Origin of the sequence: Enterobacter sp. 18A13 (assembly GCF_007035975.1) — a bacterium.
GTDB classification, from domain to species: domain Bacteria; phylum Pseudomonadota; class Gammaproteobacteria; order Enterobacterales; family Enterobacteriaceae; genus Enterobacter; species Enterobacter vonholyi.
Genome location: NZ_AP019634.1, coordinates 1,191,951 through 1,210,454, shown reverse-complemented (window position 1 = coordinate 1,210,454; position 18,504 = coordinate 1,191,951). Strand labels below are relative to the sequence as shown.

General features: G+C 60.3%; 17 protein-coding genes. 6 read left to right on the top strand and 11 right to left on the bottom strand.

The window, feature by feature from the left end; translation table 11 throughout:
* Positions 1-10 precede the first annotated feature (10 nt).
* The 4 genes from FOY93_RS05895 to FOY93_RS05880 all read right to left on the bottom strand — a co-directional run bounded on the left by FOY93_RS05895 (position 11) and on the right by FOY93_RS05880 (position 3,571).
* The gene (locus FOY93_RS05895) at positions 11-448 is read right to left on the bottom strand and encodes a DcrB-related protein (protein ID WP_023619098.1); all 438 of its coding nucleotides are present in this window, start codon (positions 446-448) and stop codon (positions 11-13) included.
* A 72-nt stretch (positions 449-520) separates the two neighbouring features.
* Entirely contained in the window at positions 521-1,384 is an 864-nt protein-coding gene (locus FOY93_RS05890) for an efflux RND transporter periplasmic adaptor subunit (RefSeq protein ID WP_143344789.1), read from the bottom strand.
* On the bottom strand, positions 1,381-1,596 hold the full coding sequence (locus FOY93_RS05885; RefSeq protein ID WP_109844937.1) for a DUF1656 domain-containing protein: 216 nt from the start codon (positions 1,594-1,596) through the stop codon (positions 1,381-1,383). Before FOY93_RS05885 ends, FOY93_RS05890 begins: the two co-directional genes overlap by 4 nt.
* Positions 1,589-3,571, bottom strand: a complete 1,983-nt coding sequence (locus FOY93_RS05880) for an FUSC family protein (RefSeq protein ID WP_136195318.1) — start codon at positions 3,569-3,571, stop codon at positions 1,589-1,591. The genes FOY93_RS05885 and FOY93_RS05880 overlap by 8 nt, the downstream gene beginning before the upstream one ends.
* Before the next feature lie 76 nt (positions 3,572-3,647).
* Between FOY93_RS05880 and FOY93_RS05875 the strand changes: the two genes are divergently transcribed.
* Entirely contained in the window at positions 3,648-4,442 is a 795-nt protein-coding gene (locus tag FOY93_RS05875; protein ID WP_133293944.1) for an AraC family transcriptional regulator, read from the top strand.
* On the opposite strand, the gene FOY93_RS05870 is transcribed toward FOY93_RS05875, so the two are convergent.
* Positions 4,439-5,329 carry an oxidoreductase gene (locus FOY93_RS05870; RefSeq protein ID WP_143344788.1) on the bottom strand — a complete coding sequence of 297 codons (891 nt, stop codon included), beginning with the start codon at positions 5,327-5,329 and terminating at the stop codon, positions 4,439-4,441. The genes FOY93_RS05875 and FOY93_RS05870 overlap by 4 nt on opposite strands.
* Positions 5,330-5,433: 104 nt before the next feature.
* Here FOY93_RS05870 and FOY93_RS05865 point away from each other — a divergent pair, with 104 nt between their 5' ends.
* A complete protein-coding gene (locus FOY93_RS05865) occupies positions 5,434-6,555 on the top strand; it encodes a YbdK family carboxylate-amine ligase (RefSeq protein WP_143344787.1) in 1,122 nt (373 codons plus the stop codon).
* Here FOY93_RS05865 and FOY93_RS05860 read toward each other — a convergent pair.
* The 3 genes from FOY93_RS05860 to FOY93_RS05850 form a co-directional block, all read right to left on the bottom strand.
* Positions 6,485-9,640 carry an efflux RND transporter permease subunit gene (locus FOY93_RS05860; RefSeq protein WP_143344786.1) on the bottom strand — a complete coding sequence of 1,052 codons (3,156 nt, stop codon included), beginning with the start codon at positions 9,638-9,640 and terminating at the stop codon, positions 6,485-6,487. The genes FOY93_RS05865 and FOY93_RS05860 overlap by 71 nt on opposite strands.
* A 9-nt stretch (positions 9,641-9,649) precedes the next feature.
* On the bottom strand, positions 9,650-10,714 hold the full coding sequence (locus FOY93_RS05855; protein ID WP_143344785.1) for an efflux RND transporter periplasmic adaptor subunit: 1,065 nt from the start codon (positions 10,712-10,714) through the stop codon (positions 9,650-9,652).
* A gap of 139 nt (positions 10,715-10,853) precedes the next feature.
* Positions 10,854-13,562: a cation-transporting P-type ATPase gene (locus FOY93_RS05850; protein ID WP_143344784.1), complete on the bottom strand. Its 2,709-nt coding sequence runs from the start codon at positions 13,560-13,562 to the stop codon at positions 10,854-10,856.
* Positions 13,563-14,041: 479 nt separating this feature from the next.
* Here FOY93_RS05850 and FOY93_RS05845 point away from each other — a divergent pair, with 479 nt between their 5' ends.
* Positions 14,042-14,290 carry a DUF1158 domain-containing protein gene (locus tag FOY93_RS05845; protein WP_013097677.1) on the top strand — a complete coding sequence of 83 codons (249 nt, stop codon included), beginning with the start codon at positions 14,042-14,044 and terminating at the stop codon, positions 14,288-14,290.
* A gap of 82 nt (positions 14,291-14,372) precedes the next feature.
* On the opposite strand, the gene FOY93_RS05840 is transcribed toward FOY93_RS05845, so the two are convergent.
* Together FOY93_RS05840 and FOY93_RS05835 are read right to left on the bottom strand one after the other, a co-directional pair.
* Positions 14,373-14,714 (bottom strand): RamA family antibiotic efflux transcriptional regulator, encoded by a 342-nt coding sequence (locus FOY93_RS05840; protein ID WP_032668308.1) that lies wholly within the window; start codon positions 14,712-14,714, stop codon positions 14,373-14,375.
* Positions 14,715-14,746: 32 nt separating this feature from the next.
* The gene (locus FOY93_RS05835) at positions 14,747-15,850 is read right to left on the bottom strand and encodes an MBL fold metallo-hydrolase (protein ID WP_143344783.1); all 1,104 of its coding nucleotides are present in this window, start codon (positions 15,848-15,850) and stop codon (positions 14,747-14,749) included.
* Between the two features lie 190 nt (positions 15,851-16,040).
* Between FOY93_RS05835 and FOY93_RS05830 the strand changes: the two genes are divergently transcribed.
* The 3 genes from FOY93_RS05830 (at position 16,041) to nfsB (ending at position 17,763) form a co-directional block, all read left to right on the top strand.
* Positions 16,041-16,631, top strand: coding sequence for a TetR/AcrR family transcriptional regulator (locus FOY93_RS05830; RefSeq protein WP_133293937.1), 591 nt, complete (start codon positions 16,041-16,043; stop codon positions 16,629-16,631).
* Positions 16,621-16,989 carry an MmcQ/YjbR family DNA-binding protein gene (locus FOY93_RS05825; RefSeq protein WP_133293936.1) on the top strand — a complete coding sequence of 123 codons (369 nt, stop codon included), beginning with the start codon at positions 16,621-16,623 and terminating at the stop codon, positions 16,987-16,989. The genes FOY93_RS05830 and FOY93_RS05825 overlap by 11 nt, the downstream gene beginning before the upstream one ends.
* 120 nt (positions 16,990-17,109) lie before the next feature.
* The gene (nfsB, locus tag FOY93_RS05820) at positions 17,110-17,763 is read left to right on the top strand and encodes an oxygen-insensitive NAD(P)H nitroreductase (protein ID WP_133293935.1); all 654 of its coding nucleotides are present in this window, start codon (positions 17,110-17,112) and stop codon (positions 17,761-17,763) included.
* Positions 17,764-17,790: 27 nt separating this feature from the next.
* Here nfsB and FOY93_RS05815 read toward each other — a convergent pair whose 3' ends face one another.
* Positions 17,791-18,393, bottom strand: coding sequence for a hypothetical protein (locus tag FOY93_RS05815; protein ID WP_143344782.1), 603 nt, complete (start codon positions 18,391-18,393; stop codon positions 17,791-17,793).
* Positions 18,394-18,504: the final 111 nt, after the last annotated feature.

The following is an 18,504-nucleotide window of genomic DNA, read 5'->3' as shown; positions in this document are numbered from 1 at the left end:
GTCCCTGGTGTTAATGGTGGAAGCGGAAGCTCCTGAGAAGTTCGCCAAACAGCGCGCCGTCAGCATCGCCCGGCGCGCGGGTGCAGGTCATGGTGAAGACCAGGACTTTATCGCTGTTGGTATTAAAGACGGCCTGCTGCTGCCAGATGCGTTTCCCGTCGCGCAGGTAGCTGGCATGGACAATTTCACCCTGTGAAAGGTTGTCGCCAAGCGTAGCGGCGCTGCGCTCACCCTGCTTCCAGGCCTTGATGTGTTTTGCCATCAGGGCGAGCTGGCGATCGATATACGCGGCAAGCGCTTCGCCGGGATTGAGGGCATCGCGGGAGATGTTGAACGCCGGCGAATCCGCTGCAGGCGGCGCGAATACGTTGACGGTACGATCCTGATAACCCTCAGGAAAGGTGATCTGTCCTTCACTGAACAGGCACTGCGAATGTTGTTCTGACATTGAGCGGGTCCCACCACATTTTTTCAGAAGCGGTAAGTTTCGCATATGTGTTTAAGGCTGACTATCCCCAGATTATTGCCCCACCGCCACGCTCGCCGACAGCCCCGCCACCAGCTCAACGCCCTCCGGCAGCCTGTCGATATGAATGCGCACCGGTACGCGCTGCGCCAGCCGCACCCAGCTAAAGGTGGGCTCGACGTCGGGCAGGCCCAGCCCGCCCGCCTCATCGTTGCTGTCCCCGATCCCATGCCCGATGCTCTCCACGTGACCCGTGATGACCGGCTCGTAGCCCATCAGCACCACCTGCGCGGCATCCCCGACGCGAATATGGCGCAGCTTGGTCTCCTCAAAGTACCCCACCACCCAGAAGCTGTGCGCATCGACGATGGCGACCTTCGTCTCCCCCGCCGTCGCGTAGTCGCCGGGGCGAAGCCGCAGGTGCGTGACGTACCCCGAGACCGGCGCACGCACTGTGGCGTGCGCCAGATTCAGCTCTGCCAGATCCAGCGCGGCCAGCGCGCCGTGATAATTGGCCGCCGCGACGTTCGCCGCGCTGCCGGTTTGCTGCAAATCCTCGCTCGAGATGGCGTTTTTAATCAGGGTGCGGCGATGGGCCGCGTCCTGGCGCATCAGCATCTCATGGCGTTTCGATTCCACATCAGCCTGCGCGCTGACCACCGCCAGCTTAAGCCAGCGCGGATCGATGACGTAAAGCACATCGCCCCGGTTCACCCACTGATTGTCCCGCACGGCCACGCTGATGACGGGCCCGGAGACGTCCGGCGCAATCTGCACCACGTCCGCCCGCACGCGGCCGTCGCGGGTCCACGGCGTTTGCGCGTAGTGTTTCCACATCATAAAGGCCAGAAGCGTGGCCGCCGCGACGACGTTCAACGTCAGCGCATAGCGAGCCAGTAAAGAGAGCAGTGATTTCATGACAATAACCCCAACGCGGTCAGGCCCTGCATCAGCAGGAAAAAGGTGACAATCCAGGTTGAAACATCCATCAGCGGGCGAAACGGCAAGCGCCGGTAGAGCCTGCTGAGCGAGAAAAGCGCGACGAGGCTAAGCGTGCAGACCAGCGCCGCGAGGGCGACCATCAGCAGCCCCGGAATAAAAACCCCGCCGATATTGAGATCGTTAACCATGGTCTGGCCCCCGTAATGCACAGTGCAGATCCACCAGTCTGAAGACAAACTGGCGCGAGTGTTCATCTGCCGCAGGCAGATGGCGCTCGATAAGGGCGGCAATGCGTTCGCGCAAGGCGTTGCGGTCCGCGGCGTTTAACCGATGAAAAAGCGCGTCAACCTCCCTGCCGGACGGTGTGTTACTGCGGCGTAAATGCATGACCGACAGCCCCAGACGCAGCGCGTGTAATAGCCGATCGAGCGCCTGCTCCGGCGCGCGCGCGCTGCGCTGCAGGCGCGGCAGCAACAGGGCGGTTCGGTCCATCATCAGGTTGATCCAGTGCGTTTCATCAACCCGCAGCGTGCCCTTCACGCTGCGCCGAATGTCGCGCTGGCAGAGGTTCAGCAGACGCGTGATGGCGCCATCCGCCTGCACGGTTTGCAGCAGGCTCATGCTGATGACGGCAAAACCGGTCGCGGCAAAGAGCGCGATGGCGGTGTTGACCGCAACGGCGAAGTCTCCGCTGTAGTGCGCCCCCAGCTCGCACAGAATGGGCAGCGTCAGGGTGATCCCCATCGCCATAAACGTGGTGGGCGGGCGCGCCTGAAGCGACCCGGCCAGCAGATACGCCGGGGCAAGCACCGCCACCAGCACCGGGAAATCGCTTACCAGCGGCAGCAGCGCAAAGCTGTAGAACAGGCTAATGACCACGCCCCAGAACGAGCCAATGATGTATTTCACGATGTGCGGCGCCGGGGTATCGAAGCTGCCAAACAGCGTGCAGCAGACCCCCAGAATAGACACCGCCGTGCCGCCATCCGGCCACGCCGAGAAGATCCAGACCAGACAGCCGCTCAGGATGATGGCAAAAGCCCCCATCGCCGTGCGGGCGGCGGTAAGAGGATCGCGGTGGAAAACGTAGCCTTTCGCCGCGCGGGTTTGCATCTCCCCAAATACGGGTTTTGCATGGTGGATTGCCCCGGAAAGACGTTCGCACTGCTGCAGAAGCGCGACCGCCTCCGAGAGGTAGCGGATAAAGCTGACCTGCAGCGCGTCGTCAAACGCCTGCGCCTGCGCGGCATACCGATCGATGAGAAGCGCACAGCGGAGCCGCAGCGACTCTGCCGTACTGCTGGCATCAGCGCCTTCAGCGTCCAGCCAGGCCTGAACGTCGCCCAGCAATGCCAGCACGTCGGCGGGCAGGGTTTCGAGCGCTGGCAGGCTATCGTGCAGTTCACAGTTGACGATAACCAGCCGCGCCAGCCGGTCGTGGATCGCTTTTCTGACCTGCCGCACCGGAGCTGAAAGGGCAAAATCATAGGGAATATGGTGGCTGATGCCCTGCAGGAACTGCAGCGCCAGGGCCAGATGCAGGGGGCCGGAAGCCGCGTCGGGTTTGCCCGCTAAGGTATCCGCCACCCGCCCGCGCGCGGCCTGTAGCGTCTGGGATAATTTAGCGTTGAACTGGCCTGATACGCGCGCGGGCAGCACGTAGCGGTGGATCAGCGCGGCGCAGAAAATCCCAATCGCGATCTCCTGCACGCGGACGATGGCGACGTTAAAAATGCCGCCGGGATCGGACACCGCCGGAAAACCAATCAGGCTCGCGGTGTAGCCTGCCAGCACAAACGCGTAAGCCCGGGGCGTGCGTTCCAGCAGGGATAGCCACAGGCAGAATACGATCCAGCCCGTCAGCACCACGCTGCACAGGACTGGCGTATTCGCGAAGGCAGGCACAATCACAACGGTCGCGCTGGCACCCGCCACGGTACCGGCCAGCCGGTAGAGGCTTCTGCTCAGCGATGCTCCGACCGACGTCTGCGACACGATGTAAACCGTAATAATGGCCCACGAGGGGCGCTCAAGACCGATCGACAGCGCGAGGTAATAAGCCAGCATCGCCGCGGCAAAACTCTTCGCGGAATAGATCAGCGCGCCCGCATCGTTTCGCAGCGCGGCGGGGATGTGCACGTGAAGTGAGAAGATTTTATTCATGCCGGGATTATTACCGGCTTGCAGACCCGCTTAAATACTCTATTCTGTCAAAAAATACCTAAATGTTGCCATAATCGTGAAGCCTCAACCTGCTACTACGCTGTATGACCCCGACTCTACCGCCAGCCCGGCGGTGGCGCGTCATCTGGACTTCATGGACTACGCCGCGGAAGTGCCGGTGCATACCCACCGCAAGGGGCAGCTGATTATTGCCCGATACGGTGCGGTCAGCTGTTACGCGGAGAATGATATCTGGATTGTGCCGCCGGACTGCGCCGTCTGGATCCCCGGCGGGATCCCGCACAGCGCCAAAGCAACCTGGAACGCGCATCTCAACTATCTGTTTATTGAGCCCGGCGCGGCGGCGCTGCCGGAAAAATGCTGCACGCTGGCGATCTCGCCGCTGATTAAGGAGCTGGTCGATCGTCTGACGCGCGAAAGCGTGGATTATCCCGCCGACGGCCACGTCGCGAGGCTGACCCGGGTCACTCTTGACGAGCTCGCCAGCATGCCGCAGCAGAAGCTAAGCCTGCCGGTCTCAACCGATCCGAAAATTCGCGCCATGGCGGACGCGCTGGTCAGCCGTCCTGAGGACAGAAGCACCCTGAAGGAGTGGGCGAAACGGCTCGCCCTCAGCGAGCGCTCGTTTGCCCGCCTGATGCAGCGCGAAACCGGGCTGAGCTTCGGGCGATGGCGCCAGCAGCTGCATTTGATTATTGCCCTGCGTGAGCTGGCAAGCGGCGTGCCCGTCCAGAACGTGGCGACAACGCTCGGGTACGAATCCGTGAATGCGTTTATCACCATGTTCCGAAAAGCGATGGGCAGCACGCCCGCCCACTACTTTTCCGAACGGAAAAACAGCGGCCGTTAGCCCGGCCCCTCGCTCCCTGCCGCCAGCAGCGGCACCACCACGTCGCTGATGGGCACCGCAATCCCGTGTTTGCGGCCGTAGCGCTGGATCACGCCGTTGCGGATATCCCACTCCATCGGACGATCCGCCTGACGGTCAGCGAGAATCGACGTGCCGAGGTCCTCAGGCGCGCGCTGGAAGTTCGCCAGGATCTCCTGCGCTACGTCATCGTTCAGCTTCGCCCCTTCGGCGCGGGCGACGCTCAGCCCCTCGCGCAGGTAGGCCAGCGCAAGCTCGCTGATATCCTCGCGCCTGAACATCCCGGCGCGGCGGTTAGAAAGCACCATCAGCCCGGCGACCGCGTTTTGCAGCAGCTTGCGCCACGCGACGGTGGCGAAATCAGCCGAAAGCTCAACCGCACATCGCGTACCGCGAAGCGCCTCCACCAGCCGCTGCGCCTGCGGCACGTCCGGCAGCGTCAGGCGCGGTTTGGCGCGCAGCCAGACGGAGGCATCCGGCTCGCGCTGGGCCGGGAACCAGACCACCGACGGCAGCACCGTCGCGCCGTTAACGCACGGCTCAAGCTGGGCTTTTTGCTCCACGCCGTTTTGCAGGGCGCAGACCACGGTGTTTTCATCGCACAGCGCGCGCAGCCAACCGGCGCTGTCGGCATTTTGCGTCGTTTTCACCGCGATAAACACGAGGTCAACGGGGCGCGTAATGGCCGTCGGATCGGTTAATACCGGGCCAGGCACCACCGTTTCACCCTCATCGTGACGCAGGCGTAATTCCGGATGCGCGGTGCGTCCGCAGAGTAGCGGCGTGCGGCCAGCGTCATGCAGTACCGCGGCAATGGTGGTGCCAATCGCACCGGGTCCTATCAGCGCAATGGTTGGATAGTCAGACATGAGTCACTCCCCTTTTGCTAAGCCTGCTATCAGTTATACCACCCTGAGACGAGCGCGCCACACCCGTTGTCTATACTCAACATTCACAGACAACGGAGTGCGCCATGCCTTTACCCGATTTCAAATCCTCTGAACCGTTCACCCTTGGCATCGAGCTCGAACTGCAGGTGGTTAACCCGCCGGGCTACGATCTCAGCCAGGACTCCTCCGCGCTCATCGCCGCCGTCAAAGACGACATCAAAGGCGGTGAAGTCAAACACGATATCACCGAAAGCATGCTCGAAATCGCCACCGGCGTGTGTCAGACCATCGACCAGGCAGCGGCGCAGTTCTCGGTGATGCAGCAGAGCATCCTGCTCGCGGCGGCGGAGCAGCATATCCAGATCTGCGGCGGCGGGACGCACCCGTTCCAGAAATGGCAGCGCCAGGAGGTGTGCGACGACGAGCGTTATAACGTCACGCTGGAGCGCTTTGGCTATCTGATTTTGCAGGCGACGGTATTCGGTCAGCACGTTCACGTCGGCTGCCGGACCGGGGATGACGCCATTTACCTCCTGCACGGCCTGTCGCGCTTTGTGCCGCACTTTATTGCCCTGGCGGCCGCCTCGCCGTACATGCAAGGCACCGACACGAAGTTCTCCTCGTCGCGGCTCAATATCTTCTCCGGGTTCCCGGATAACGGACAGATGCCGTGGGTCAACAGCTGGCAGGAGTTCGAGGGGCTGTTCCGCCGCCTGAGCTCCACCAGCATGATCGACAGCATCAAAGATCTGCACTGGGATATTCGCCCCAGCCCGCATTTTGGCACCGTGGAGGTGCGGGTGATGGATACGCCGCTGACGCTCGGCCACGCGATTAACATCGCCGGGCTGATTCAGGCCACGTCCCACTGGCTGCTGACCGCGCGGCCGTATAAGCATCAGGAACGGGATTTTCTGCTCTACCGCTTTAACCGTTTTCAGGCGTGTCGCTACGGGCTGGAGGGGATCCTGACGGACGTGCATACCGGTGAGCAAAAAACCGTGGCGGAAGACATCGCCTGGCTGCTGGAGCAGGTGGCGCCGTCTGCCGATAAGCTCGGCGCGACGAGCGCAATCAATGAAATTGCCCTGCTGTTAAAGCAGGGCAAGAGCGAGGCGCAGCGCATGCGGGAGTTTATCGCCGACGGTGGCTCGCTGATTTCTCTGGTTCAGAAGCACTGCGAGCTGTGGGCGACGAGTCCGTAAGTCCGTGGCCCCACTCGCGCAGGCGCTGGAACAGCACGAACAGCGCGGGGATAAACAGGATCCCCACCACGGTCGCCACCAGCATGCCGCTGAACACCGTGGTGCCGATGATGCGGCGGCTCTGGGCACCCGCCCCGGTCGCCAGCATCATCGGCAATACGCCGATAATGAACGACACGGCGGTCATCATCACCGCGCGGAAGCGGCGCGATGCCCCTTCCCGCGCGGCATCGACAATCGCCATTCCGTCCATGCGCCGCGCGCGGGCGAACTCCACGATCAGGATCGCGTTCTTGGCGGCAAGGGCTATCAACAGCACCAGACCAATCTGCACGTACACGTCGTTGGCGTAGCCCGCCAACCACAGCCAGACCAGCGCCCCGCCGATGGCGAAAAGCACCGAGAGCATCACGCTCGCCGGGAGCGTCCAGCTCTCGTACTGGGCAACGAGGAACAGCCACGCCATCACCACCGCCGCCAGCACAATCCATATCGCCTGATTGCCGGTCTGCTGCTCCTGGTACGACATGCCGCTCCAGGCGTAGTCGTATCCGGCCGGCAGGCTTTCCGCCAGAATCTCGCCCATCGCCGCCATCGCGGTGCTGCTGCTCACTCCTTCCGCCGCCGAGCCGCTCACCGACACGGACGGGAACTGGTTGTACTGCTGCAGGAACGGCGCGCCGACGGTCGGCGTAATGGTGACGAGGTTGCTCAGGCGCACCCGCTCGCCGCTGTTGCTGCGCACGAACAGCTCGCCGATCTGCTCGGCGCGCTCGCGCCACTGCATCTCGTTCTGCATCACTACGTGGTAGACGCGGTTGTTGACGCTGAAATCCCCGGCGCGCGTGCCGCCAAAGGCGGTTTGCAGGCTGCTGAAGATGCGCGACACCGGCACGTCGAGGCGCGCGGCGCGCTCGCGGTCAACGGTCAGCGTCAGCTGCGGCACGTTGCTGCTCCAGGTGGTGAACACGCGGCTCAGCTGCGGATGCTGGTTGGCTTTCGCCAGCACTTCACGCGTCACGCGCTCCAGCTCTGCCGGGCTCTGCCCCGCCTGCGCCTGGATGCGCAGGTCGAAGCCGGAGGCGTTGCCCAGCCCCGGCAGCGTCGGCGGCGCGAAGGTCATGATGGTGGCTTCCGGCAGGGCCAGCAGCTGGCGCTGCAGGGTGCCCATCACCTCCTCCAGCGGCGGACGCTCGCTCCAGTCCTTCAGCATGATGGAGATAAACCCGCCGTTGGAGGCGCTGGTGCCGTTGAGGATGTTAAATCCGGAGACCTGAATGACGTCCTCCACCGCCGGATTTTGGGCGATCAGCTCCCGCGCGGTGGTCATCACCGCTTCGGTGCGCTCCAGCGAAGCCGCTTCCGGCAGCTGAACGCTGGCGAAGAAGTAGCCCTGGTCCTCCTGCGGCAGGAAGCCTTTTGGCATCGACATAAAGCTGAACAGCACGACTGCCGCCGCGCCTGCGGTGGCCAGCAGCGCCAGCCACGGACGCAGGTTTAAGACATGCACGAGGCGGGTGTAGAAACCGCGTGTCGCGTCCAGCCCGCGGTTGAAGGCGCGATAAATGGCCGCCGGTTTCTCCGGGCGCGGACGCAGCAGCATCGCGCACAGGGCGGGCGTCAGGGTCAGCGCCACCAGGCTTGAGAGCGTCACGGCGGTGGAGAGCGTCACCGCGAACTGGCGGTAGAGTTCGCCGACAATCCCCGGCAGCAGCGCCACCGGCACAAATACCGCCAGCAGCACCAGCGTCGTCGCGATGACCGGCCCGGCAATCTGGCGCAGCGCCAGCGCGGTCGCCGCCGTGCGGCTCTGCCCTTCCGCCATCAGCGTTTCGACGCTTTCCACCACCACGATGGCGTCATCTACCACCATGGTCAGCGCCAGAATGATGGCGAACAGGCTCAGCGTATTGGCGGAGTAGCCGAGCGCGTAGAGCACCGCAAAGGTGCCCACCAGCGACACCGGAATGGCAAGCGCGACAATCAGCGTCGCGCGCCAGCTTTGCAGGAACAGGGAAACGACCACCACCACCGCCAGCATCGTGAGCGCCAGCGAGGCGCCGATCTCTTTAATGGTGGCGGCGACAAAGGTGGTGGTGTCGAATTTCACCTCATAGACCAGGTCGTCCGGGAAGCGCGTCGAGAGGCGCTCCAGCTCCCCGCGCACCGCGTCGGCCACGCGCAGGGCGTTGGCGGACGGCGTCGGGTAGATACCCAAATAGGCGGAGTCGTGCCCGTTCAGCTGCGCGCTGGAGCTGTAGCTGCGCGAGCCGAGCTCGATGGTGGCGACGTCCTTCAGGCGCACCAGCTGGCCCATCTCGCCCGAGCGGATGATGATGTCGGCAAAGTCGTCGGCCTGGCTTAAGCGCCCCAGCCCGTTGATGGTCAGGGTCTGCTGCTGGCCGTTGAATACCGGCGGCGTGCCCACCTGGCCCGCCGCCCCCTGCACGTTCTGCTCGCGCAGCGCCTGCGCCACGTCGTCGGTGGTGACGTTCAGGGCGTTCATGCGATCCGGGCGCAGCCAGATGCGCATGCTGTAGTCGCGCGCGCCGAACATCTGCACCTGCCCCACGCCGGGCAGACGCGACAGCGCCTCGCGCACCTGGGTGCTGGCGTAGTTGCTGACGAACAGCGGCGTGTGGGTGTTGTTCGGTGAGTAAAGACTTACCCCCATCATCAGGTTAGTGGCGCGCTTGCGCACCTGCACGCCATTTTGCTGCGCCTCGGTCGGCAGCTGCGCCACGGCCTGCGCCACGCGGTTTTGCACGTCGATGGCGACGAGATCCGGATCGGTGCCCGCCGCAAAGGTGATGTTCAGGCTGTAAGTGCCTTCGTCCGAACTGGTGGACTCCATGTAGAGCATATGATCCACGCCGTTCAGCTGGGTCTCCAGCGGCGTGGCGATGGCCTCCGCCACGTCGGCCGAACTGGCGCCCGGCCAGCTGGCAGAAACATTCACCACCGGCGGCGTAATCTGCGGATACTGCTCCACCGGGATAATCCTCAGCGCGATGGCCCCCAGCAGGGTAATGACCAGCGCAATCACCATCGCGAAGCGCGGGCGTTTGATGAAAAACGTCAGCATGAGGGCTCCTTAATTCAGTATCTGGACGGCAGCGCCGGGCTGCACGCGCTGCGCACCGTCAGTAATCGCTCGCTCACCGAACTTCACGCCGGATAAAATCCGGAACTGCTGGCCGATCTGTCCGGCGACCTTCAGCGGGCGCATTTCGGCTTTGCCGTCGGCATTTACCACCCAGGCAAAGAACCCGTCGCCGTTCTGCTGCACCGCTGCGGCAGGCAGGGTCAGCACCGGCTGCTCGCTTGCCGGACGCAAAAACACGTTCACATTGCCGCCGGGCAGCAGCTGATGGCGCGGGTTAGCAAACTCGGCGCGCAGCATCACGCTGGCGGTACGCGGGTCAATGCGGTTATCCACTGACGTCAGCTCGCCGCTGACGCGCTGTCCGTTGCTGTCGATCAGCGCCTGCCAGGCACGCTTCATGGCGTTGATATCCGCATGCTGTCCGGCTTTGGTGGAAAATGCCCCCTCTTCCAGCGCAAAGGCGATACGGATCGGGTCAAGCTGCACCACCTCCACCAAAACGCCGCTCGCCGGGTTGACCAGGCTACCCACGTGAAAGCTGCTGTGGCCCACGCGGCCGTCAATTGGCGAGGTGATTCGGGTGTAGCCCAGGGTGACGTTGCGGGCTTCGAGCCGGGCCTTCGCCTGCTCGAGAGCGGCACTGGCGACGTCGCGCTGCATGCGGGCGTTGTCCACGTCGTGACGGCTGATGGCGTTGCTGCTGCCGAGACTTTCAAAGCGGGAAAGCTGCTGCTGCGCCTGGCGCAGCGTGGCTTCGGTGCTTTTCACTTCGGCCTGCGCCAGGCGCAGGGCAGCGCGCGGCTCGGCGTCGTCCAGCTCAAACAGCACGTCGCCTTTTTTCACGTACTGCCCGTCGCGGAAGTGAATTTTGGTAATCATGCCTTCCGTACGCGCCCGTAGCTCAACGGTGTGGATGGCTTCGATGCGGCCCGGGATCTGGCGCTCGGCGGCGTGGGCGGTTTGCTCCACGGTGGCGACCCGAACGGGGATCGCAGCGGCGAAGACGGGTTGCAGGGTACTGACAAGAAGTGCGAACAGGAGTGGAAGTTTCATGGGAGTACCTCAGCGTTGTCTCCCCTCACCCCGGCCCTCGCCCCACAGGGGCGAGGGAGAAAACCGAGCCCAAGGGAGAGTACCAGACTGCCCCCTCTCCCCTGTGGGGAGAGGGTTAGGGTGAGGGGTAAGGTTTTAGTTATGCAGACTTACGGAACCTGCGGGTCAGTCGCTTCTCGATTTCGACGACGAAGAACATTACGCCTGCAACGGCCAGGGTCACAAACCAGTAGCGCAGCGGCAGGGCTTCGGTGCCGAACAGCATCTGCATAAACGGCAGGTAGATAATCGCCGCCTGGAGCAGGAACAGCACGCCCGTCACCAGCCAGATCCCTTTGTTTGCCAGCAGACCACGGTTGAGGGAGAACCCTTCGGTGTTGCGGCAGTTAATCATGTATACCCACTGGGCGCAGACCAGCATCTGCAGCAGCACGGTGCGGATGAACTCCGCGCTGTGGCCGCGCGGAGCCAGCCAGGCTTCCAGCGCAAAGGCGGCGATGGCAATCATGGTACCGACGAAAGCCACGCGCCAGACGGCGTAGGCATCCATCACGTGCTGCCCGGTCTGACGCGGCGGGCGGCGCATGATGTTGCGCTCGGCAGCTTCGAAGGCCAGGCCGAAGGAGAGCGTGGCTGAGGTGGCCATGTTCATCCACAGAATCAGCACCGGCGTCAGCGGAATAATGTTCCCCGCCAGCAGCGCAATCACAATCAGCAGCCCCTGCGCCAGGTTGGTCGGCATGATGAACAGGATGGTCTTCTTCAGGTTGTCGTAAACGCGACGCCCCTCTTTCACCGCGCTGGCGATGGTGGCGAAGTTATCGTCCGTCAGGACCATATCCGCCGCCTCTTTGGTCACTTCCGTGCCCTTGATGCCCATCGCGATGCCCACGTCCGCCTGACGCAGCGCCGGGGCGTCGTTTACGCCGTCGCCGGTCATGCCAACGATTTCGCCTTTGTCCTGCAGCGCTTTCACCAGGCGCAGCTTATGCTCCGGGCTGGTGCGGGCGAAGATGTCATACTTCACCGCGGCTTCCGCCAGCGCGGCGTCGTCCAACTTCTCCAGCTCGTAGCCGGTGACCGCCTGCTCGCTGTTGGCGATCCCCAGCATCTGGCCGATGCTCATCGCCGTCTGCGGGTGATCCCCGGTGATCATCTTCACGCGGATCCCCGCCTGCTGGCAGGCGTTAATCGCGTCAATCGCTTCCGGACGCGGCGGATCCATCATCCCGGCGATGCCGAGGAAGATCAGGCCGTGGCTCAGGTCATCGTGCGTCAGTTCCTGCTCGCCGTTCGCCGGCTTGAACGCCGCGGCGACCATGCGCAGCCCCTGACGCGCATAGCGCTCCATCTCACTTTCCCAGTACGTGCGGTTGAAGGGTTCCGCACCGTGACGGGTCTGCTGCTGCGAACACAGGGCAAAAATCACGTCCGGCGCGCCGGTGATCAGGATCTGCTCCTCGCTGCCAATCTGGTAGTGGGTGCTCATGTACTTGTACTGCGAGTCGAACGGGATCTTGTTAACCAGCGTGGTCATTACCGGCTCAAGGCTGGCCTTCGCCGCCAGCACCTTCAGCGCGCCCTCGGTCGGCCCACCGGTGATGCCCCACAGGCCGCGCTCGTCCTGAATCAGCTGGCTGTCGTTACACAGGTCGATGGTACGCAGGTACTGCTCCAGCACGGTGCCCGGCTGGATGTGGACCGGCTCGTCGCTACCTTCCAGATAGATGTTGCCTACCGGCTCGTAGCTGTTGCCGTCCACGCGGTAGCAGGCGTCGGCGGTGATGATCGCTTTAACCGTCATCTCGTTCATGGTCAGGGTGCCGGTTTTATCCGAGCAGACCACGGTCATCGCGCCGAGCGTTTCAACCGTCGGCAGCTTGCGGATAATCGCCCGCTTGCGCGCCATCGCCTGCACGCCCAGCGAAAGGATGATGGAGATAATGGCCGGCAGACCTTCCGGTACGGAGGCCACCGCCAGGCTAATCAGGGAGAGCAGGAGCTCGCCCATCGGGATCTCGCGGAACGCCAGGCTGAAGACAAACAGCGCGGCCATCATCGCCAGAATAATCACGAAAATCGCTTTACCCAGCTTGTCCATCTGCACCAGCAGCGGCGTACGGTGCTTTTCGATACCCGCCATCATCTGGTTGATGTGGCCGAGTTCCGTATCTTTACCGGTCGCGGTGACCACACCGATACCGCCGCCCGCGCTGACGGTCGTCCCGGAGAAGACCATGTTGGTGCGATCGCCCAGCGGTAATTCCCCGCTAAGTGGATTAACGTGTTTATCCACCACGGTCGATTCACCGGTCAGAATCGCCTCTTCCACGCGTAAATTATGCGCTTCGATTAAACGCATATCCGCCGGAATACGATCCCCCGCGCGTAATACAATAATATCGCCCGGGACGATTTCAGTTGTGGGGATTGTTTCGTGACTGCCGTTACGAATAACGCGCGCCTCGCTGGCGAGCATATTACGAATACTCTTCAGGGATTTTTCCGCGTTGCTTTCCTGAATATGACCAATTAGGGCATTGATTACCGCGACGCCCAAAATAACCAGCGTATCAACCCAGTGGCCCATTACTGCCGTTAATACGGCGGCGGCCAGCAGGACATAAATCAGCACATCATTAAAATGGGCTAAGAAACGCAGCCAGACAGGCTTGCCTTTTTTCTCCGGCAGCGCGTTCGGACCTGTTTTTTGCAGACGCGCCTGCGCCTCTGCACGGTCCAGACCGCTTGCCTGGCTCTGCGCATGTGCAAGAGCCTGCTCTACGGTCTGCTGGTATGCCAGCCCGCCGGAAGGCGGCACGTTAGGAGTCAATTTTTTTTCAGTCATCGTATTTTTCCTTCAATTTCCGGTGAACAGAAGCCTGAATTCCTTTCGGGCTTAAATAAATTCATTTTAAAGTCTTGCGGGTAAAATTGATCTACCGCAATATAATGACTTCTCGGTTATTCAAAACTGATTAAAACTATTTCGATGATCTGATTTTTACAAAATATTTCTAAACCAAAACTAAACGAGGGGGAACCATGTGGGGTATTTATCGCGGGCGCAGACTGGTGTTATACGTTATCGCGGCCATTGTTATTGCCACGTTAATTGGTTATAGCACCTATACATTTGTAAAATTATTTTCCTGATGCGGACGTTTATTTACATAACGCGATATTAATATAAACGCCGGGTCGTATGTTGTTATTTGTGCGCAGTAATAATGTCTTTGTTTTATTCAAAAAGGTCAGCGGGGCTGATATTGCTTTACGTTACAGAATGCCGGACAATGACATTTTTAACTGACGATTAACATTACGATGAAACACCCGCTAGAATCGCTGCTCACCGCAGGCGGCATTTTATTACTGGCCCTGCTTTCGTGCCTGCTGCTCCCGGCGCCTTCGCTTGGGCTGGTGCTGGCGCAGAAGCTGGTTCAGACCTTTCACATGGTCGATCTGAACCAGCTTTACACCATTCTGTTCTGCGTGTGGTTTTTACTGCTCGGGGCGATTGAATTCTTCGTGCTGCGTTTCGTCTGGCGACGCTGGTTTTCCCTGGCGTCGTAAGCCAATAAAAAAGCCGGGTGGCGACTTCGCCTTACCCGGCCTGTGATGGCAATTTTCCTGACCCGCCAGGGCGGAAAACAGCTCAGTGCGGCTGACTGTGGTTCTCCTTGCGGTACGCACCAGGAGGCTGGTTGAACGTGCGGGTGAAGATACGGGTAAACGTCTGCTGCGAGTCAAACCCGTAACGCAGGCAGATGTCGTACACCCGGGCGTCGGATTCACGCAGATCGCGCGCCGCCAGCAGCAGCTTACGTTCACGGATATAACGCCCCAGGCTCTCCCCTTTGTACTGCATAAACAGCCGCTGCAGGTGCCACTTCGAGTAGCCCGCGTGGCGGGCAATCTCTTCTATACGTAATGGCTGGTGCAGATTGTCGTCGATCCATTCGACGATAGTGTCGATGACTTGAGCGGAAATGGTCATACTGCTGTCCCCCTCTGCTTCTCGCTTAAACATTATTCCCACCACGCGCGAAAGGTTTGCGTGGCGTCATTCACCCGGACGGGCTCGCCCAGTTCCGGCGTCAGCAACCGATAATTTTTATCCTTGCTGGCTTTTGCCAGCTGGATCAGCGGATCGTTCCAGGCGTGTTTCGCCAGCACGAAGCGTCCGTTATGCCCCGGCACCACGGCTTTCGCGTTCAAATCCGCCGAGGCCTGCGCCGTTTCCTCCGGCAGCATGTGGATGTACTTCCAGTCCTGGTCGTACTGGCCGTTCTCCATGATGGCGACGTCCACTTCGCCAAACTGTTCACCGATGGCCTTGAAGTGCGGGCCGTAACCGGAATCCCCGCTGTAGTAAACATTCTGCTCTGGCGTAACGAACATGAAGCTGCCCCACAATGTGCGATCGCGTTTGATGCCGCGACCGGAGAAGTGACGCGCTGGCAGAACGTGCACCGTCAATTCATCGCTGATGCTTACCGACTGGTTCCAGTCGCGCTCGTCAATAATCTCGGACTTCATCCCCCAGTAGCGCAGGTGGGATCCTACGCCCAGCGGCGTCACCACGCGCTTTACCTTCGGCATTAGCGCCCGGATGGTGGCGTAATCCAGATGATCGTAGTGATCGTGCGAAATAATCAGCAGGTCGATCTCCGGCATGCGTTCAGCGCGCCACGGATACTCGCCGGCAAAGGCCTTATTGAGGAACGAGAACGGCGCGGCATAGTTGCCAAGAACCGGGTCAATCAGGATGCGTTTACCCGCGAGCTGCAGATACCACGATGAGTGACCGAGCCACACCAGTGTGTCCTGCTCCAGCGGCAGGCTCGCAAGATCGGTTTTCACCAGCGGCAGCGGCCGGGTCGGGCGGGCGTTTTCGGTTTTTTTGGTCAGAAACTCCCACATCGCGACCAGCATATTTTTGTCACCGTTATAACCCGGCGTCGGCAGCGTGTTGTGGAATTTCCCCTCGCGATACTGTGGGGAGGCCTCCACTTCAGTGAGCCTTTCACACTGCGGCGGCTGGCCGAATCCGGCATTCAGAACAAACGGTAAACTCGCGGCTGAAGCAATAATCATGATTAACACCACGCAGATGAAGAGAGGTTTTTTCATATCCTGACCCGAAAACGCGCCCCATCCGATAGCGTGCGCAGGGTAAACTTGATTATGAGTGAGTAAGCACTCATTATAGATATGATGATAAAGTCGTCAAGACGTTTTCGATCTTTGACATTCCGCGTTGCAGCGTGTCAAAGCACGTGTTTCAATCAGGGTTTTTATAATTGACAGGAGGAAAAATTTAGTGGCACGTCCGAAGAGTGAAGATAAAAAACAGGCCTTACTGGAAGCCGCAACGGTGGCGTTTGCACAGTCAGGTATTGCCGCCTCAACGGCGCTCATTGCCCGTAAGGCGGGCGTCGCCGAAGGCACCCTGTTCCGCTACTTTGCTACGAAAGACGATCTGCTGAATGCCCTCTATCTGCACCTGAAGCAAGATCTCTGCCAGACCATGCTCGCGAACCTCGATCGCACCATCACGCTGCCTAAAGAACATACCCGCAATATCTGGAACAGCTATGTGGACTGGGGTATTCGTAACCCCGTTGCGCATGCGGCGATCCGCCAGATTGGCGTCAGTGAAAAGCTGAGCACCGAAACGGAACAGGCGGTGAAAGAGATGTTCCCGGAGCTGCATGAACTCTGCCGCCGCTCGGTGCGTCAGGTGTTTATGTCTGATGAATTTAAAACGTTTGGCGATGCGCTTTTCTTATCGCTGGCCGAATCCACGATGGAATTTGCCACCCGCGATCCGTCCCGCGCCGTTGAGTTTAAAGCGCTCGGCTTTGAGGTGATGTGGCGCGGGCTTGCCCAGGAAGAGAGCGATGGACAGTAAAACGTTGCAGGAGCACGCAAAACGCGTGGCGCTGGAGCTGCCGTTCACCGAACACTGCTGGCCGTTTGGGCCGGAGTTTGACGTGTTTAAAGTGGGTGGAAAAATTTTCATGATTGTGGCCGTCGCACACGGGCGGCCGCACGTCAGCCTGAAGTCAGACCCGGAAAAATCGCTGTTAAATCAGCAGATTTATCGCGGCGTTGAACCGGGCTATCACCTCAACAAAAAGCACTGGATTTCCCTTTACGGCACTGAAGACGTGACGCCGGAACTGGTTACCGATCTCATTAATGATTCCTGGCATCTGGTGGTGGATAAACTGCCGAAAAAAGACCAGAAGTGGATCCGGCCGGTCTGATTGTTCGTCTGAGACGAACAGATTAAGCGCTCGAATTGCCCTTATCTTTTTCCGCGTCCCGCTGTAATCTGCTCTCCTTTCGCGCCCGCACGCGGGCGAATTTCATCATCAGGAGTTGTTATGGATATCATTTCTGTTGCGCTGAAACGCCACTCCACCAAGGCGTTCGACGCAAGCAAAAAACTGACCGCTGAAGAAGCGGAAAAAATCAAAACCCTGCTGCAGTACAGCCCGTCAAGCACCAACTCCCAGCCGTGGCACTTCATCGTGGCCAGCACCGAGGAAGGAAAAGCGCGCGTGGCGAAATCCGCTGCGGGCACCTATGTGTTCAACGAACGCAAAATGCTGGATGCCTCTCACGTGGTGGTGTTCTGCGCGAAAACCGCGATGGACGATGCATGGCTGGAGCGCGTTGTCGACCAGGAAGAGGCCGATGGCCGTTTCAACACGCCGGAAGCTAAAGCCGCGAACCATAAGGGCCGCACCTACTTCGCCGACATGCACCGCGTGGATCTGAAAGATGACGACCAGTGGATGGCGAAGCAGGTTTACCTGAACGTCGGTAACTTCCTGCTGGGCGTTGCTGCGCTGGGCCTGGACGCAGTACCGATTGAAGGTTTCGACGCCGGGATCCTCGACGAAGAGTTTGGCCTGAAAGAGAAGGGCTTCACCAGCCTGGTGGTGGTGCCGGTTGGGCATCACAGCGTTGAAGATTTCAACGCCACGCTGCCAAAATCTCGCCTGCCGCTGAGCACGATTGTGACCGAGTGCTGATCAACACGGGCCGCTCTGTGCGGCCCGTTACGCTTTACTGATGTCTAACCTGGGATGTGGATGCACGTCGCGATCGTATCTCCAGGCAAACGCAATCCAGCGCTCCTCCAGTTCGGCATATGAACTCACCGGTGTTAAGTGCCACTCTTCCCCTACCGTACCGTCCGCCACGCTTATCCGATAATTCATGCTGAACGCCCAGTCGATCATGCGTAACCAAAACCACTGTCCGTCACCGGTTTGCTCGCTGTCAGAAACCACAATGTCGTATTCGCTTAGCACCCACTGGAAGAAGGATTGGGGTAATCCACTGATTACCCGCTGATGGACAGCGCGTGGCGTACGCCAGACCATAACCTGTGTCGCAGCCCCGTGGGGAAAGGTAATTTCTTTATGAAACGTCAACCTAACGGCATACGCCGTATAGGGTTTTCCGTCGTCGATGGTGACGAGACGATATTCATTACCGTAGCGCGATTTTATCAGGCGATATCCCACCGGCAGCATAAATCCGGGCAGATGAAAATCCACCGTACCCCGCGCAAGAAACGCTTCGGTATGTTCGACGTTTCGGGAGATAAGGCCTAATTTTTGGCTGAAATCTGCGGAATCAATCATCAGTGGCAACATGGTGGTTGCTCATTGCGAGAGTATAGACGACTTAACACCTCGTCGAAATGATGTCGATTCAGTCGATGGGTTTAAGCTAAACCCAACATTACACCGGTCTCCTCCACTTAG

Bases quoted from the DNA above. Each gene is read 5' to 3' on its own strand.
- FOY93_RS05860 (WP_143344786.1), bottom strand. From the start codon at position 9,640: ATGCTGACGTTTTTCATCAAACGCCCGCGCTTCGCGATGGTGATTGCG.
- FOY93_RS05880 (WP_136195318.1), bottom strand. From the start codon at position 3,571: ATGAATAAAATCTTCTCACTTCACGTGCACATCCCCGCCGCGCTGCGA.
- FOY93_RS05890 (WP_143344789.1), bottom strand. From the start codon at position 1,384: ATGAAATCACTGCTCTCTTTACTGGCTCGCTATGCGCTGACGTTGAAC.
- FOY93_RS05855 (WP_143344785.1), bottom strand. From the start codon at position 10,714: ATGAAACTTCCACTCCTGTTCGCACTTCTTGTCAGTACCCTGCAACCC.
- FOY93_RS05825 (WP_133293936.1), top strand. From the start codon at position 16,621: ATGGACAGTAAAACGTTGCAGGAGCACGCAAAACGCGTGGCGCTGGAG.
- FOY93_RS05840 (WP_032668308.1), bottom strand. From the start codon at position 14,714: ATGACCATTTCCGCTCAAGTCATCGACACTATCGTCGAATGGATCGAC.
- nfsB (WP_133293935.1), top strand. From the start codon at position 17,110: ATGGATATCATTTCTGTTGCGCTGAAACGCCACTCCACCAAGGCGTTC.
- FOY93_RS05870 (WP_143344788.1), bottom strand. From the start codon at position 5,329: ATGTCTGACTATCCAACCATTGCGCTGATAGGACCCGGTGCGATTGGC.
- FOY93_RS05895 (WP_023619098.1), bottom strand. From the start codon at position 448: ATGTCAGAACAACATTCGCAGTGCCTGTTCAGTGAAGGACAGATCACC.
- FOY93_RS05845 (WP_013097677.1), top strand. From the start codon at position 14,042: ATGAAACACCCGCTAGAATCGCTGCTCACCGCAGGCGGCATTTTATTA.
- FOY93_RS05865 (WP_143344787.1), top strand. From the start codon at position 5,434: ATGCCTTTACCCGATTTCAAATCCTCTGAACCGTTCACCCTTGGCATC.
- FOY93_RS05835 (WP_143344783.1), bottom strand. From the start codon at position 15,850: ATGAAAAAACCTCTCTTCATCTGCGTGGTGTTAATCATGATTATTGCT.
- FOY93_RS05815 (WP_143344782.1), bottom strand. From the start codon at position 18,393: ATGTTGCCACTGATGATTGATTCCGCAGATTTCAGCCAAAAATTAGGC.
- FOY93_RS05850 (WP_143344784.1), bottom strand. From the start codon at position 13,562: ATGACTGAAAAAAAATTGACTCCTAACGTGCCGCCTTCCGGCGGGCTG.
- FOY93_RS05885 (WP_109844937.1), bottom strand. From the start codon at position 1,596: ATGGTTAACGATCTCAATATCGGCGGGGTTTTTATTCCGGGGCTGCTG.